This window comes from Lacrimispora sp. 38-1 (assembly GCF_049890855.1).
GTDB lineage: Bacteria > Bacillota > Clostridia > Lachnospirales > Lachnospiraceae > Lacrimispora.
Genome location: NZ_JBANEW010000073.1, coordinates 216,555 through 231,193, shown reverse-complemented (window position 1 = coordinate 231,193; position 14,639 = coordinate 216,555). Strand labels below are relative to the sequence as shown.

At 43.0% G+C, this 14,639-nt stretch carries 12 protein-coding genes; 2 read left to right on the top strand and 10 right to left on the bottom strand.

What is annotated here, in order from left to right; genetic code table 11:
- Positions 1-18 precede the first annotated feature (18 nt).
- From V7D18_RS21765 to V7D18_RS21725, 9 genes are all read right to left on the bottom strand, one after another.
- Entirely contained in the window at positions 19-846 is an 828-nt protein-coding gene (locus V7D18_RS21765; RefSeq protein ID WP_426157459.1) for an ABC transporter ATP-binding protein, read from the bottom strand.
- Positions 839-1,846, bottom strand: coding sequence for an ABC transporter ATP-binding protein (locus V7D18_RS21760; RefSeq protein ID WP_426157457.1), 1,008 nt, complete (start codon positions 1,844-1,846; stop codon positions 839-841). Before V7D18_RS21760 ends, V7D18_RS21765 begins: the two co-directional genes overlap by 8 nt.
- 13 nt (positions 1,847-1,859) lie before the next feature.
- On the bottom strand, positions 1,860-3,113 hold the full coding sequence (locus V7D18_RS21755; RefSeq protein ID WP_426157455.1) for an ABC transporter permease: 1,254 nt from the start codon (positions 3,111-3,113) through the stop codon (positions 1,860-1,862).
- A gap of 7 nt (positions 3,114-3,120) precedes the next feature.
- Positions 3,121-4,122, bottom strand: coding sequence for an ABC transporter permease (locus V7D18_RS21750; RefSeq protein WP_426157453.1), 1,002 nt, complete (start codon positions 4,120-4,122; stop codon positions 3,121-3,123).
- A 28-nt stretch (positions 4,123-4,150) separates the two neighbouring features.
- Positions 4,151-6,028 (bottom strand): ABC transporter substrate-binding protein, encoded by a 1,878-nt coding sequence (locus V7D18_RS21745; protein ID WP_426157451.1) that lies wholly within the window; start codon positions 6,026-6,028, stop codon positions 4,151-4,153.
- 87 nt (positions 6,029-6,115) lie between these two features.
- The gene (locus V7D18_RS21740; protein WP_426157449.1) at positions 6,116-7,585 is read right to left on the bottom strand and encodes a response regulator; all 1,470 of its coding nucleotides are present in this window, start codon (positions 7,583-7,585) and stop codon (positions 6,116-6,118) included.
- Entirely contained in the window at positions 7,582-9,444 is a 1,863-nt protein-coding gene (locus V7D18_RS21735; protein ID WP_426157447.1) for a sensor histidine kinase, read from the bottom strand. The genes V7D18_RS21740 and V7D18_RS21735 overlap by 4 nt, the downstream gene beginning before the upstream one ends.
- Positions 9,445-9,614: 170 nt before the next feature.
- Positions 9,615-10,562, bottom strand: a complete 948-nt coding sequence (locus tag V7D18_RS21730) for a DUF1848 domain-containing protein (RefSeq protein WP_426157446.1) — start codon at positions 10,560-10,562, stop codon at positions 9,615-9,617.
- Between the two features lie 18 nt (positions 10,563-10,580).
- Positions 10,581-10,949 (bottom strand): HsmA family protein, encoded by a 369-nt coding sequence (locus tag V7D18_RS21725; protein WP_426157444.1) that lies wholly within the window; start codon positions 10,947-10,949, stop codon positions 10,581-10,583.
- 120 nt (positions 10,950-11,069) lie between these two features.
- Between V7D18_RS21725 and V7D18_RS21720 the strand changes: the two genes are divergently transcribed.
- Both V7D18_RS21720 and V7D18_RS21715 read left to right on the top strand, forming a co-directional pair.
- A complete protein-coding gene (locus tag V7D18_RS21720; protein WP_426157442.1) occupies positions 11,070-11,276 on the top strand; it encodes a hypothetical protein in 207 nt (68 codons plus the stop codon).
- 407 nt (positions 11,277-11,683) lie between these two features.
- Positions 11,684-13,735, top strand: a complete 2,052-nt coding sequence (locus V7D18_RS21715; RefSeq protein ID WP_426157440.1) for a M6 family metalloprotease domain-containing protein — start codon at positions 11,684-11,686, stop codon at positions 13,733-13,735.
- Positions 13,736-13,767: 32 nt separating this feature from the next.
- Here the strand turns inward: V7D18_RS21715 and V7D18_RS21710 are convergent, their stop codons facing one another.
- Positions 13,768-14,598, bottom strand: coding sequence for a glycosyltransferase family 8 protein (locus V7D18_RS21710; protein ID WP_426157438.1), 831 nt, complete (start codon positions 14,596-14,598; stop codon positions 13,768-13,770).
- Between the last annotated feature and the right edge of the window lie 41 nt (positions 14,599-14,639).

Below are 14,639 nucleotides of genomic sequence, written 5' to 3'. Positions count from 1 at the left end.
TCTCCTTCCAGTCCGGAATCAGACCGTCGATAAGTCCCACTCCTCATGAATTTTAGGTACATCATTGATGAGCCTTTTTGTATAAGCTGCCTGGGGATTTAAAATCACAGATTCCGCAGTTCCTGATTCCACGAATTTTCCATGCTCCATGATATAGATAGAATCAGAGATATAAAAGGCAAGCCCGATATCATGAGTGATAAAAATAATGGTCATATTGGTCTCATCTCTCAGTTTTAACAGCATATCCAGTATCGTCGCCCTGGAACAGGCATCAATCATGGAAGTCGGCTCATCTGCCAGCAGAATCGCCGGCTTTAAAAGGAAGATTCTGGCAATCATCAGCCTCTGCATCTGACCGCCGGAAAGCTCAAATGGATATTTGTTGGTCAGCTCCTCAAATTTCAGATTTACAAAGCTGCAGGCCTCCGTCATCATCTCCACCTTTTTTTCATAGGGAAGTCTGGCTCCGCCCCTCATTTTAATGCAGTCCAAAAGCACCTGATCAATTTTATAGAATACATTAAATGAAGAAAACGGATCCTGAAAGATGGCCTGGATCCCCTTCCAGTACTCTTTTTTCTTTCTATAGCCCTTTATATCCCGGGGCTTTCCCTGAAAGCAAACCTCTCCTTCCGTGACACTGATTAGTCCAAGCAGCATCTTTGATAAGGTTGTTTTTCCGGAACCGCTCTCTCCCACAATGGATACGATCTCCCCCTGGCGAAACTGGAAATCCACGTGGTCTACAGCCACTGTTTTTTCCTTCCCCATACCAAAAATCTTAGTCACACCGGTTCCGCTTAAACAGGAGACATTCTGTTCTGACTTCTTTCCTTTATTCATCCCGGTAAACCTCCCTCAATTCCTCTTCTTCCAGATAACAGCGGAACATACGGCCGTTCTCTAAATGGCTTTCTGCAATTTGGTGAAGCATGCAGGCAGGCTTTGCATAACTGCAGCGGTCTGCAAACCGGCAGCCTTTGGGCGGATTTTTTAAATTGGGCGGAGTACCCGGAATTGCGGCGAGCTTTGCCTCTCTTGCCCCCTTCTCCGGTACCAGAATCGAACCCATCAGACCTTTGGAGTATGGATGAAGAGGATCAAAGACCATCTCCCTGGCGGTTCCATGTTCCACGATCTGCCCTGCATACATCACCATGATATCATCCGTCACATTGTAAAGGAGGGGAAGCTCATGGGTAATGAATATCATGGATTTAATGAATCCTTTCTCCATTAAATTTTTAAGCATCTTGATTACCATCTTCTGAGAAGTCACATCAAGCGCTGAGGAAGGTTCATCAGCAATCAGCACTTTTGGTGATAAAATGGTGGATATGGCTATGACTGTCCTCTGCCGCATGCCTCCGGAGAGCTCCACTGCGTGTTTTTTTAAGACGCTTTCCGGAAGCCCCAGAATTTCAAACCGCTCCCTTGCCAGGTCATAGATATCTTTTTTCGTTACAACGGGATCATGGGCCCGTATGACATCCTCGATAAAGGAGATAATCTTCTGAGTTGGATTCAGGGCATTCATGGCCGCCTGAGGGATATAGGCGATTTCATTGCCAAGCACTTTCCTGCGTATCTCATCCGGCTTCATTCCCGTTATATTCACCCCATCCACTTTTATGGTTCCGCTCTGATAATGAAGGGGCGCAAAGTAATACCCCATCAGACTCAGTGCCAGTGTGGATTTTCCGCAGCCTGATTCCCCTGCGATTCCAAGAGATTTCCCTTCTTCTATTTTAATCGATACTCCGTCAACTGCAAAGACATTTTCTCCAAATCTTGTTATATATTTTGTTTTCAGATGATCCACTTCCAGCATTGTTTTTCCCACTTTTTCATCCCCCTCACTCTCTTAACTGCGGATTAAATATCGGATCCAGGCCTGTATTCATCAGATTTAAGGAAAACGAAATCAGTGCAATGGAGATAATGACAGGAAAATAAGCCCACCAGTCCCCATTTAAATGTGCGCTGTAGGACATCGCCCAGTTCATCATAAGCCCAAGAGTCGATACAGTCGTTGTGGCAGGCCCCAGCCCGATCATAGACAGCTGGGCCTCCGCAAGAATCCCTGATGAGATCTGTAAAATCAGAGCCATTACAACATAAGATGCGATATATGGAAGAATGTCCGTCAGAATAATCCGAAACAGACTGTGCCCCGATAGCTTAGACAGATTTACATGATCCCTGTTGCGAAGAGAAATTACCTGGGAACGGACCGATCTGGTAGTCCAGGTCCAGGAGGTCAGCCCTATAATAACCGCCACCATCATCACACCTCTGGCATTCTTGCCGATACTGTAGGAAATGAGAATGAGAAGGATAAAGCTGGGTATTACAGTAAATAAATTGGTGATAAACAGGATGAGATCATCTATAAATCCGCCTAAATAACCAGCGATAAGACCAAGGGAAAGCCCGATGGTGGTTGCAATGAGTCCTGCAATAAATCCAATCTTTAAAGAAGTTTTTATCGCTGCCACCAGTTCTGTTAAAACATCACGTCCGAAATTATCTGTCCCCAGAATAAATACCCGTCTGCTTCCCACATCTGAGACATTCACATAGGAGGTGGAGGGGATGGTCTTTTTAACCGACAACTCTCCTGTCTCCCCGTTCTTTTCAGCCAGAAGAACATCTCTGTCCTCAAGCAGTCCGGTAATCTTTTTATCAAGGCGGCTGAAATACTTTTTCCTGGCAGCAATAAGCCCTTTCTGCTCACTGGCGGAATCATAATGATCCCTCCACAGTGAGACAAGCCCGTCTGCATCCGTCACATCCATCTCCTTCGGAGACAGACCTGCAAACTGCTCCAGCCAGTCCGCCATTGCCATACGTTCTTCCATACTTAAATTTTTTTCCATCCTGCCGGATGACGCATTCATATTTAACGTGTATGGATCTGTGTTTACCGCTTCTGTAACAGAAATATAAGTCCCTGGCTTAAAGAAATTCCCCTGTCCAACCATCTCCAAAGGATCATCGGTCACAATCAAAGGATAAAAAAGCGTCAACAGGAGCAATGCCGCAAATATTACAAATCCCACCGTAAATTTAGGGGAATGGAAAATCTGTCTGATCTGGTTTTTCATCATCGCCCTCCTAATCCTGCTGTGCTGCCTTGATCCTGGGATCAATGACTCCGTAAATCAGCTCCACAAACAAATTAGCCAATAAAACCATAATTGTAATAATCAGTGTACATGCGGATATCAACGGGTAATCTCTCCCTTTGACAGCGGCCAGCAGTGTGGTTCCAAGCCCCGGATAGCTGAAGATGATTTCTGCAACCAGCGCCCCTCCGATCATGGTGCCGATGGACATGGCAAGTCCTGTGATCTGGGGAAGCATGGCATTACGGAATACATATCCGACGATTTTCCGGTCTTTGATTCCCATAAATCGGCTGTATTTCACATAATCTGCATTTAATTCATAGATTGACATGGAACGCATACCAATCGCCTGACCTCCTATGGTTATGAGGACAACAGACCAGAAGGGAAGCTGGTAATGAGCCAGCACAGAGCGGAAAAAAGTGATGCTGGCTGCAGGAATCAAATCGAATCCATAGCCGCCGCTGGAAGGCGCAATACCCAGCTTCAGGGAAAATACATAAAGAAGAACAGTTGCCATGCCAAAAGCAGGTACGTTACTCATAAATAAAAATGCAGGAAGAATTCCTTTATCAAAGATACCTTTTTTATAGGCAGAAACCGCTCCAAGGACATTTCCAAGAATCCAGCCAAGCAAAATTGCAGGAAGCTGGAGACAGACGGTCCACCATACGGATGAGGCGATAATATTACCCACTGTTCTGGGATACTGGCTGAAAGAAACCCCAAAATCCCCTCTTAAAGCATTCTTTATGAAAATAAGAAACTGAGTGCTCATCGGCAGGTTCACACCGAACTTCTCCGCATAGTCCTCATATACGGCCTGGATGGCGGTAGAATCGGTCATTCCGTCTACCGCTCTGGCCGCAATGGCTGAGACCGGATCACCTGGCATCAGTCTGGGCAGAACAAAATTCAGCACAACAGCGATTACCAGAGTTATCAGATACCAGATGATTTTATTGGTATAATATTTTTTATATCCCATCAAAGTCTCACCCCTTTTGTATATCCTGTCAGTTTACATTCACCAGATTATAAAGCGCTGCAATTCCATAGCCATCGGTACAGTCCGTGGGCGGTATATTATCTCCGTCATCAAGCTGCGGGAACCCGGTCCATACGCTTTCATTCACTGCGTGAAACAGCATCGGTCTGTACATCAGGGAGAAGGAAGGAACCTCATCTAAGTAAATTCTGCTCAGTTCTGTATAATATTCTTTCAGTGTGTCCTTATTGGTCTCTAAAGGAATCTTCTTTAAAAGATTGTTGGCATCTTCGTTAATATATCCGCCGTAGTTACCGGTCCAGTTAACCTTAAGGCCGGCATAATCGGTGGACATGAAAGCCATGGCTCTGCCCCACGGGTTTGCAACGGAAGCTGCAGGCGGATTCCACATGCAGATATCGAACTTCCTGGTTGTCATATCATCATAGAAGGTATTGGCATCCGGGAAATAAGTCTCTATTCCGATTCCGATTTTGCTGCCTGCCGCTGCAACGATCTCTAAAGCTGCATTCCAGTCAGTCCAGCCATCTGGGCATTCGGCTTTAAATGCAAGATTCTTTCCATCAATTTCGCGGATTCCGTCTCCGTCTTTATCCACAATTCCGGCTTTGTCTAAAAGTGCCTTCGCTCCTTCCACATCATTGCCTGTAAACTGATAATCCTTTAATGCATCCTGATTTACCAGCGCCTGCTCCCCGGAAGTGGGGTTCATGATGGAGCGCGGTACATCTTTAAAGCTGGGGGACTGATTGGACATGGCGGAAGCGATGATCTGGTCATAATCAACTGCCATGGCAATGGCCTTTCTCACTTCTTTCCGGTCAAGGCCGGGTTTCTCTACATTAAAGAAAGCGGTCGGCATGGTGGCACAGACACCGTATGGTGCCTCATCAATATAGGTGGAGATGGGCAGACCGTCTTCTTCCCATAGTTTCTGCACATTGGTTATAAACTGCTGGGAAACATCAACCTCTCCAGACTTAAACGCAGTATCCCCTGCGGAATTATTCTCATAGATTACATGGGTAATATATTTGGGTGCAGGCAGCTTTCCCCACAAAGCCTTTCCCCAGTAATTATCATCTCTTACAAAAACAACTTTCTGGTCGTCATTGTAATAGGATTTATATGGTCCGGAAGAAACAAAATCGTCCATACGGTCCTGTTTGATTTTGTCTGCATCGCCGCCATTGCGCTGCTCCACCTTCTGAAGGTAGGCTTTCTGAAGAACATAGATCTTCGGAACATATTCCACAACCTTTAACGGGTTCACAGGAAGACCTTTTTCATCTAACTTCGCTTTAAAAATTACAGTATGATCATCTTTTGCTTCAACGGAATCAATGTAATTGGCGTAATCACTGCCCTGGGCAGTCGCATATTTTTTATGACAGTCAAAGGTGTATGCCACATCCTGTGCTGTAACAGGAGTCTTGTCACTCCACCTGGCATCCGGGTTTAAAGTTATAGTCAGTTCTGTCTGTCCGTCGTTCCAGGAATAATCCTTTCCTAAAAGTCCGTAAAGTTTTCCATCCAGCATGTTATACATGAAAAGCGTCTCATAAACAATCTCCCTGGCATTATCCTGCTGGGTTACAGCCATTGCATTGTTTGAATTAGAACTTAACGGATTCCAGTCATTGATCGTTCCCCACTGCTGTCCGTTAAAGTACAGGGTTTCCTTCCTCGGTGTGGAACCGGCATCTGCCGTATCCTTCTTTTCTTCTGCAGTCGTTGTCTCTGCAGCTGTCTGTGTCGTCTCCTCCGCCTTGCTTGTCTGTCCGGTTCCTTCGGTCGGCACTGCTTTCTGGCAGCCGGAAAGAAGGGTCATCGTCATTGCGCCAGCAGTCAGAAGCGCTGTCCACTTGCTCTGTCTCTTTCTCATTAATAAACCTCCACCCAATGATCTCCCGGGTCTTTGTCCCGGGGCATTTATCTGCTACAATTCTATTATAGGTGTAATAAGGCTTAATTAAAATGTTACTATTTTCGTTTTTGGTGTGATATTTTCAGTTTTCCCATCTCTCACTCTGGAGTTTTTACGGTATTCACTGGGAGTGACGCCAGCGGCCCATTTAAATGTTTTCATAAAATGCTTTGGGTCTTCGTAACCTGTCATCTGCCCGATCTCTCCGATCTTATAATCCGTTTCCGACAGCAGTCTCTTAGCTTCATTCATACGGATCTTTCGCAGATAAGAAACAAAATTATCTCCTGTATATTCCTTAAAAGCAATGGAAAATACCGTGTAATTCATGGAGACGTGATTGGATACCATCGCCATGTTGATATTCCTCGGATAATTTTCATTGATATAGGCCAATGCCTGTTCCAGCTTAATCCGGTTTTTGTAATCATCATTTTCACTGAGTGCCCTCTGATTGATACAGGAAAACACGCGTCTGATTTCCGTGCAGTATTCATCAATGTTGTCAAATTCAAGCATATGGCAGAGTCTGTCCGGCGTTGTCTCTTCCACTGCCAGGATTCTGCCGTAAAATTCTTTCACTCTTGTAATAATCTGGCAGATCAGCTCCTGAAACTGCACTCCTTCTATATCGCCTGCCTTTACCCGGTCTGTAATTTCAAGAAGAAAGGCTTCATTTTTATTGATTCTCAGGGTACCAATCCGCTGTACGAAACACTCCAGTTCATTGGGTGGCATCAGACAGCTGCTGCCGGTTTTGCTTCCTTCTTTCTGCATACAGAATGCATGGATTCTCCTCTGCTTCGCCTGCTCATAGGCTTGTCTTAAATTCCAAAGTCCATGACAGGTATCGCTGATTCCCAGGCTGCAGTCATCTCCCCTGCTCAAAATAAGATCTTTGGCATCTTTTGCACTCATCAGTACCACATGGCATCCCTCCAGATCAGGAAAGGAGAATATCCGGGTATTCTGTAAGTCTGTCAGTGTTTTACCTCCGCACACCACTGAAAATTCTTCCTCATTAAACCAGCTTAATCTCCCTGCCTCTTCCATCTCCTCCCCGGTAACATTCTCGGATAACAGGATCCGTCTTAACTGGCTGTAACATAATGCCTTCTTTGTCCGTTTATCAGCCTGTTCCTGTTGTATCTCATCCTCCAGTTTCACCATGATTGAATTCAGTTCTTCCCGCTTGACAGGCTTTAAAAGATATTCCCGGGCACCGCACCTTAGTAAATCAACGGCACAGGAAAAATCATCATAACCGCTGACTGCTACAATTCTGGGTATGTAATGGTTTTTTTGAAGCTCTTTTACCAGTGTGATTCCATCCATCTCCGGCATCCGAATGTCAGTAATCAGGACATCAATGGGTATATTTCCCATAATCTCCAACGCCTCCAGACCATTTTTACATTCCAGAATCTGGTCAACCGGAACCTGGCACCGTGAAATCATGGCAGATATTCCTTTTCTGATAATTTTACAATCCTCTGCAACCAGCACATTTTTCATATAACCCCCCGCTTTCTTTTCTGATAAGGAATTTTTACTGTAACCCGGGTATAAAGACGCTCCCTGGAATCTATGGTGATTCCATAACCCGGACCAAAACCAATCTGCAGCCTGTCATGGACATTCTTTAATCCAATCCCGTTTTCCTGCCCGGATGTGTCTTCTATTTCACCATTCATCCGTTTACGCAGTTTTTCCAGTTCAGCCTCTCCCATCCCGCACCCGTGATCCGTGATGCGGATGTAACAGTCATCTTCAACAATCTCTCCTTCCATATAGATACAGGTATCTTCCGCAAATTCCCGCATTCCATGTCCAATTGAATTCTCAACAATTGGCTGAAGTGACATCTTGGGTATTTCCTGAAACAGGATCTCCTGTGGAATCTCCATACTCAGACGGATCTCATCGTCATACCACAAGTTTACCAGAGCCAGGTAATTCCTGATCTGATCAATTTCCGCTTCCACAGTTACATACCCTGACTTCCACCGCATGCTGTAACGCAAAAGTTCGCCAAAGGAAGCTACTGTATCTGCGATCTCATATTTTTCATCTATTTCCGCCATCATTTTTATCGATTCCAGTACATTGTAAATAAAATGGTTATTGATCTGATTCTGCAATGCCTTAATCTGTGAATCCTTTACAAGCAGTTCACGGTGCAGGGTTTCTTCCATCAGCTTCTGTATCCGGTCCAGCATGGTATTCAGTTCAATTCCCAGTACTCCAAACTCATCTTTGCTCATATTCTGGACTCTTACCTTTAAATCCCCCTGCTGAACCTGATAAACCGTGTCATAGATCTCATAAAACTGCCTTAATATGTGGGTTACCTGCTTGTTGGAAAACAGAAGCAGTACAACGACAATAACGATCCATAGCATAAAAAACTGTATTTTGGAAGAACGAAGAACCATTTTATCATTCCTGGTGGAAACGATCCGTATTAAGTATCCATGAATGGATTGAATCTTTACGCATCCGGCTAAAACCTCTTCCCCTCCGATTGTTGTTTTTCTGCTGACAGCACCGTTTTGAACTGAATCTGATTCTTCAATATTATGTAAAAAATCCATGATCTCTTCCTTTTGATTATCCCAAAGAGCGGAAAGTTCCGGGCCGCTGTAAATGGTGCCTGCCTCGTCCACAAAACAGGTCCTGTCCGACTCTGTTGAATGATAAAGATCAGGAAACATATTCTCCATGGTCACCGCAGACTCCACAATTCCATAACGGCCGTAACGGTAATCATTCAGTCTTGTAATCAGAGAGGCAATTCTTGGTACGCTGCCTGGTTCATCCTCCTGTTCCAGTGTATCCACATAATCAAAACACCAGGTCCCTGTTGGAGGCACCCCATCCTTTCCCCATTTTAAATCTGCGATTCTCTCCTGTTTGTAGAGAAGAGGAATAATTTCCTTAACACAATTGGAATTCACAAATATTCTGAGTTTATAAATATAGGGATTGCTATTAACAATCTTCTGCACTCCGCTGATCTCTTTTCCATAAAAATCCAGAATGTCCATAAAACTGAACTTTTTATCAGAAGCAATCTGATTTAAGAAGTCATTGATGGACTCATTATTTACAATTATCTCAGCGGATAATTTACAGTTTACTGCTATCTGTTCCGCATTCTGACAGCTTTTATCCAGTTCGTAGATCATCTGTGTTTGTCCATCCTTGTATAAGGATGCTTCCATATTATGAAAAAACAGCAGAAGAAAAATTCCAATCGGCACCATTAAGACGCCAAGTATCAACAATGTAAATTTGCTGCTCAATGAAAGCATTCTGAATTTTTTTCCGGCTATTCGTTTTCTGTCTATCAGAATCTGAATCCCCCTTTCCAAAAATAATTCAGGTCACCCCTCAGATATCAGGCTGATCTCCTGCTTGTCTGTCAGTCAATCAGCCTTTTTTTAATATATGTTTTATGTTCGTAGTCTTATGATTTAATGTCAGGAAAATTAAGACGGTTGTCAGCACAAAGAAAGGTTCAGACATGTATGTTAATCAGCTGCTAAATGAGGTGAAAGAAATCCATCTGTCCATCCTTTAGAGATTTTACGGGTCTTTCTGTTATAATTGCATCTTCAGGTGGGGTTCCAAACAAAACAGGTGCTTTGGGGTCATGACTCTCTTTGTTTCTGCGTGCCCGTTCCAGTGAAAAAACTCCATAGCAGTACTTACAGCCATGAACGCAGCTGTCATAACTGCCAATATCCACGCTTTCCATACAGCTGCAGCCGGGACGCTGCCCTGTATCCCTTCGTTTACGAAGACTGCAGCCGGTGAGCTCTTCAATTAAATCTCCGTCAATGCAGGAAGCCTGGGTAATTCCAAACCGGCTTAAATCAGCAGATTCACAGCAGGCGGATAATTGTATGCCGTACTTTTGTGCAATCTGAGAGAACCCTTCTCCGATCCGGTGCATCTCCTCTTCCTGTATGGGAAGGGCTCCAAACTCCCGTAGAGGAGCTTTCAGCCTGGCATAAAAATCAAGGAAACTGAAAATACATTTATTGGTGCTGCCCTGCAGCAAGCCAGCCATCTTATCAAAACATCTCAGATGATATGCCACGTCCATCTGACTGGTTAAAATAACCGGATCATAGCGCCAGACGACACGTCTGGGACCCAGCCTTGTGCCAAGCTCCTGAAATGTGGCGATCAGCTCTTTTTTATCCGGCAGATATTCTTCCACCTCTCTTCCATAAGGGGTGAGGGTAAACTGTATATAAAAATCATATCCCATTGCGGATATGGTGTCAAGCTTCAAAATCATTTCTTTTGGATTCTTCGTCCAGAAAACGATGCAGTCCACGATTTCAGGGCTTAGCTGTATACGGCTTAACCGATAAGGATTTCTTGGATTTGGAACCAGCACATACCCTTCCCTTAAACGATTTAGAAGCCAGTCAGAATAAAACGCCGGAATATCAGTCCGGCGGCTCGCACTAAGAATCATTTTAACTCTCCTTTTCTGCTATCTGACCATACGTGTGAACATGCCGGAAAAATAAGGAATCAGCCAGATCAGCCACACAATCAGGCTGTATTTGTGAAATCCGGCCATAAGTTCCTGATTGTTCCGTTTTAAAACTACAGTTGCCCAGACTGCGTGTATCAGCATGAGTAAAATCGCTGCTAATCCAGTCACTGTGTGAAAGCTTATGGTGCTTTGCCCCACAGCAAGCCGGCTCATTAACGCAGTTCCGCCTGTATCGCAGGCAAATCCAGCCCAGAAAGCGGCAAGGTGCCAGGGTTTTAATGTCTTTTGCAGTTTTTCACCGAAAACTCCCAGCGTATAAAAAATTAAAGCGAACGTAATAAAAAGTACAGCGAAAAATAACATTATTGATCCTCCTGTTCCTCAAAGGAATCTGTTTTATGATTATTGCCGGTTACTGAATACTTAGATAAAAAAATATTATAATAACAAATAATTTATGCAATAAAATACAAGGAGGTCTCAATGAAAAAGTACACTCAGGGCGTTGATTTACCTGTAGGTTTTGGACTGGCACTGGAAGAATTCCAGGCAATGAATTATTTCTTTTCCCTGCCGGAGAAAGAACAGCAGCATATGGTTGATCACGCAGAAACAATCCAGTCAAAACAGGAAATGCTGGCATACGTTCAATCTATTGTTAAGCCAGGGTCAGTAAACAACACTTATTAATATGATACATGATTTGAAAACAGGTGTAAATAAGCAGGGCATAAATAACTGGAATTATATGGAAGATGATATGAGTGCAGACCGATTTATAGTAAATCGGCCTGTTTTTTTCATTTTTATTTTTGTTATATTGATCTTTTTTTGTATTTTTTTCTAATTATTAGCAGGTATTTAAATGACTTTTTTCACTAATAGACATATTATTAAGAATCATTAATAATTCTTAATATTTATTGACATATGTTATTAATTCAGAATTATATACGATAAAGCTTTTGTGAAGTAAATAATTTTACAGGGGGGTGGTTCCATTGCGGAATTTACAATAACCAACTGACACTCACTGAGGAAGTATGAAAAGTAACAGGGGTATGAAAAGCAAAAGATGAAAACGAAAGGAATTAAGAATGCGAAGAAAAATTAAATATTTAGCGACTGGATTTACCGTTGCAGCGATGTTTACAATTATGAGCTCCAGCGTTTTAGCAGCTCCCTATGTAAACAAACAGTTTGAGTTAGTACAGCCCGATGGCAGTAAGGTTTTAGTTAATGCCACAGGAGATGAATATTTCCAGCAGATAGAGACTCCGGAGGGGTACACCCTCTGCCGTGATGAAAACGGCTGGATCTGTTATGCCAAATTAAATGAAGACGAGACAGAGTATGTATCTGCAGGAATCGTCTATAAAGGAAATAACAGCCGGGGATCCGAAGATCAGGGAAGAAATAACCTGGAAAAGCATGTAAAAATTAAAAAGGAAGCAATCGAAGATAAAGTTGATGAAGTCAGGAAAAGGCTCCATGGAACTGACTTAAAAAATGCTCCGGAATCGGGCAGAGGTCTCCTGGATTCAAAAATAAAGGTTTCCGGCGATGTGAAGGGCCTGACGGTTTTAGTTGATTTTCCAGATGTAAAAAGTGATATCGAACAGTCAGAAATAGACCGTTTCTTTAACGAAACAGGTTACACAGGCTTTCACAACAATGGATCAATAAAAGATTATTATTATGATGTTTCCGGTGGAAAAGTCACTTATACCAATACATTAATAGGATTTTATACAGCCAGGCACCCCAAATCCTATTACGACGACATTTATGAACAAACCGGTTCCTATGCAAAATCAGATGAACTTGCTGAGGAGACTTTTCAATGGCTTAAGTCTTCCGGATTTAACCTGTCCTCTCTTACCACTGATTCCAGAGGGTACTTAAAAGCCGTTAACCTCCTTTATGCAGGAACGCCAGATGCCGGATGGGCAAAGGGCTTATGGCCCCATCAGTCCTGGTATCCCAAGTCCGATTATATCAGCGGTGTCAAAATTCAAAAATATGAGATGTCTAACATAGGCAGTGATATGTCGCTCTACACAATATGCCATGAAAGCGGCCATATGATTTACGGTTATCCGGATCTTTATGATTACGATGGTGATTCACAGGGTACAGGAGCATACAGCTTAATGAGCACAGTTTTAAATGATAAGAATCCGGTCCCGCCGGATCCATACTGCAGAAATATTATATCCCGCTGGAATCTGCCCATGAGCATGAACGAATATGGTGCCGGAACAAAATTTGCTGCAGTTGCTGATGGTAATGGAAATTCCTATACTTATAAATGGTCGGGCAGTCAGTCAAATGAATATTTTTTAATAGAAAACATCCAAAGAAACGGCAGATATGCTGACGTACCGGATGCAGGACTGGCCATCTGGCACGTGGATGAAAAAGGAAATAATTCCAAAAATGAAATGACTTCCGGCAGTCATTACTTAGTATCTCTTGAACAGGCAGATGGAAAATTTGATCTGGAACGAAATGTGAACGGAGGAAACAGAGGCGATTTATTCCGGGCAGGATACAGAGATTCATTTACCAGCGCTACGACTCCGGATTCCAAGTGGTGGAATGAGTGGGAATCCGGTCTGGAATTATCACAGATCAGCAATCCGGGTACTGAAATGACCTTTGTGCAGTCTGCCTCCAGCCAAAATCCAGATCCTGACCCGGACCCGGAACCAGAGTTTAAAAATATAGCCGGACAAGCTGCTGCCACTGCTTCTTACGTATCCGACTGGGAAAATATAAGCGCACTGAATGATGGAATTGATCCTGCAGACTCAAACGACCGAAGCGGCGCTGTTTACGGAAACTGGCCGAAAACCGGATCACAATGGGTTCAGTACACATTTAATGAAAACCACACCATAACAGGCTGTGATCTCTATTGGTTTAAAGATGGCCAGGGAATTGATGTACCTGCTTCCTACCACATCTATTACTGGGATGGCAGTGCATGGCAGGAAGTTCAGAATCCAAAAGGTCTTGGTACAAAAATTAATCAATATAATACAACCACCTTTACACCGGTAAATACAATGGCTGTTTCCATCGTAATGGATTCAAAGGGAACCAGCTCAACCGGTATTCTTGAATGGAAAGTATATGAAAAATAACTGAATTTAAGCGGGCAGACCGAAACTAAAGATCATGTAATCTGCCCGCATTTTTTCTCCCAGTAGTCCAGATAATCATCCACAAATCCCGCATTCAGGGCATTTTTCCAGTATAGATAATCCAGAGTACCGTCATAATCCGGATCCCACGGTTTGGGAACTCCTGTAAAATGAATCACTGCTGCTGATGTTTTTATATCGGATAAACTATATTGGTCAAATGGATAAGTCTGGGTATTATACTCAGTACCGCAAAGCTTCTTATGCTCCTTTAGAAGACAATTTAAAATGTCCTGATCAAAATAGAGCAGAACTTCTCTCTTCTCTTCAATCAAAGCCATAATATCCTCCAGTTTAATCATTTTCCGAAACAGCCCCAGGTTAAACAGCATGACTCCCGAATTAAAATATGCATCCTCTTTTTTTAACCCGAGTTTTGTTTTAAGTAAAACGACTTTATCTATATCATCAAAACGGTCCTTAACGACAGCTGCATAACTGCCTTCAAAACTCTGATTATAAAATTCTTCCAGCGATTCATTAATAATGATATCCGCATCCAGATACAGCACTCTGTCAAGTTCTGCCGGAAGTAAATATGGCGCTAACAGTCTGTAATACAATTCCGGCTTATTATAGCGGCTGGAAAGGGGTACATTGGTAAAGAATCCTAAGGCGCAGACCGGATGAAGCCTTGCATTGCACTTATTGACCAGAAAAAGTTCCAAATCCCTGATTTCTTCTTTTTTCAAAGAACCAAATAATAAGTAGACATCGACATCATGATGAAATCTGCAAAGTGAATATAGCATTACCTTAGCTGGTATTAAAAAACTTTCACATATTGAAATTAATATATTCATACTCTTAACCCTCAATATCATATTATTTTAATTCTATGATC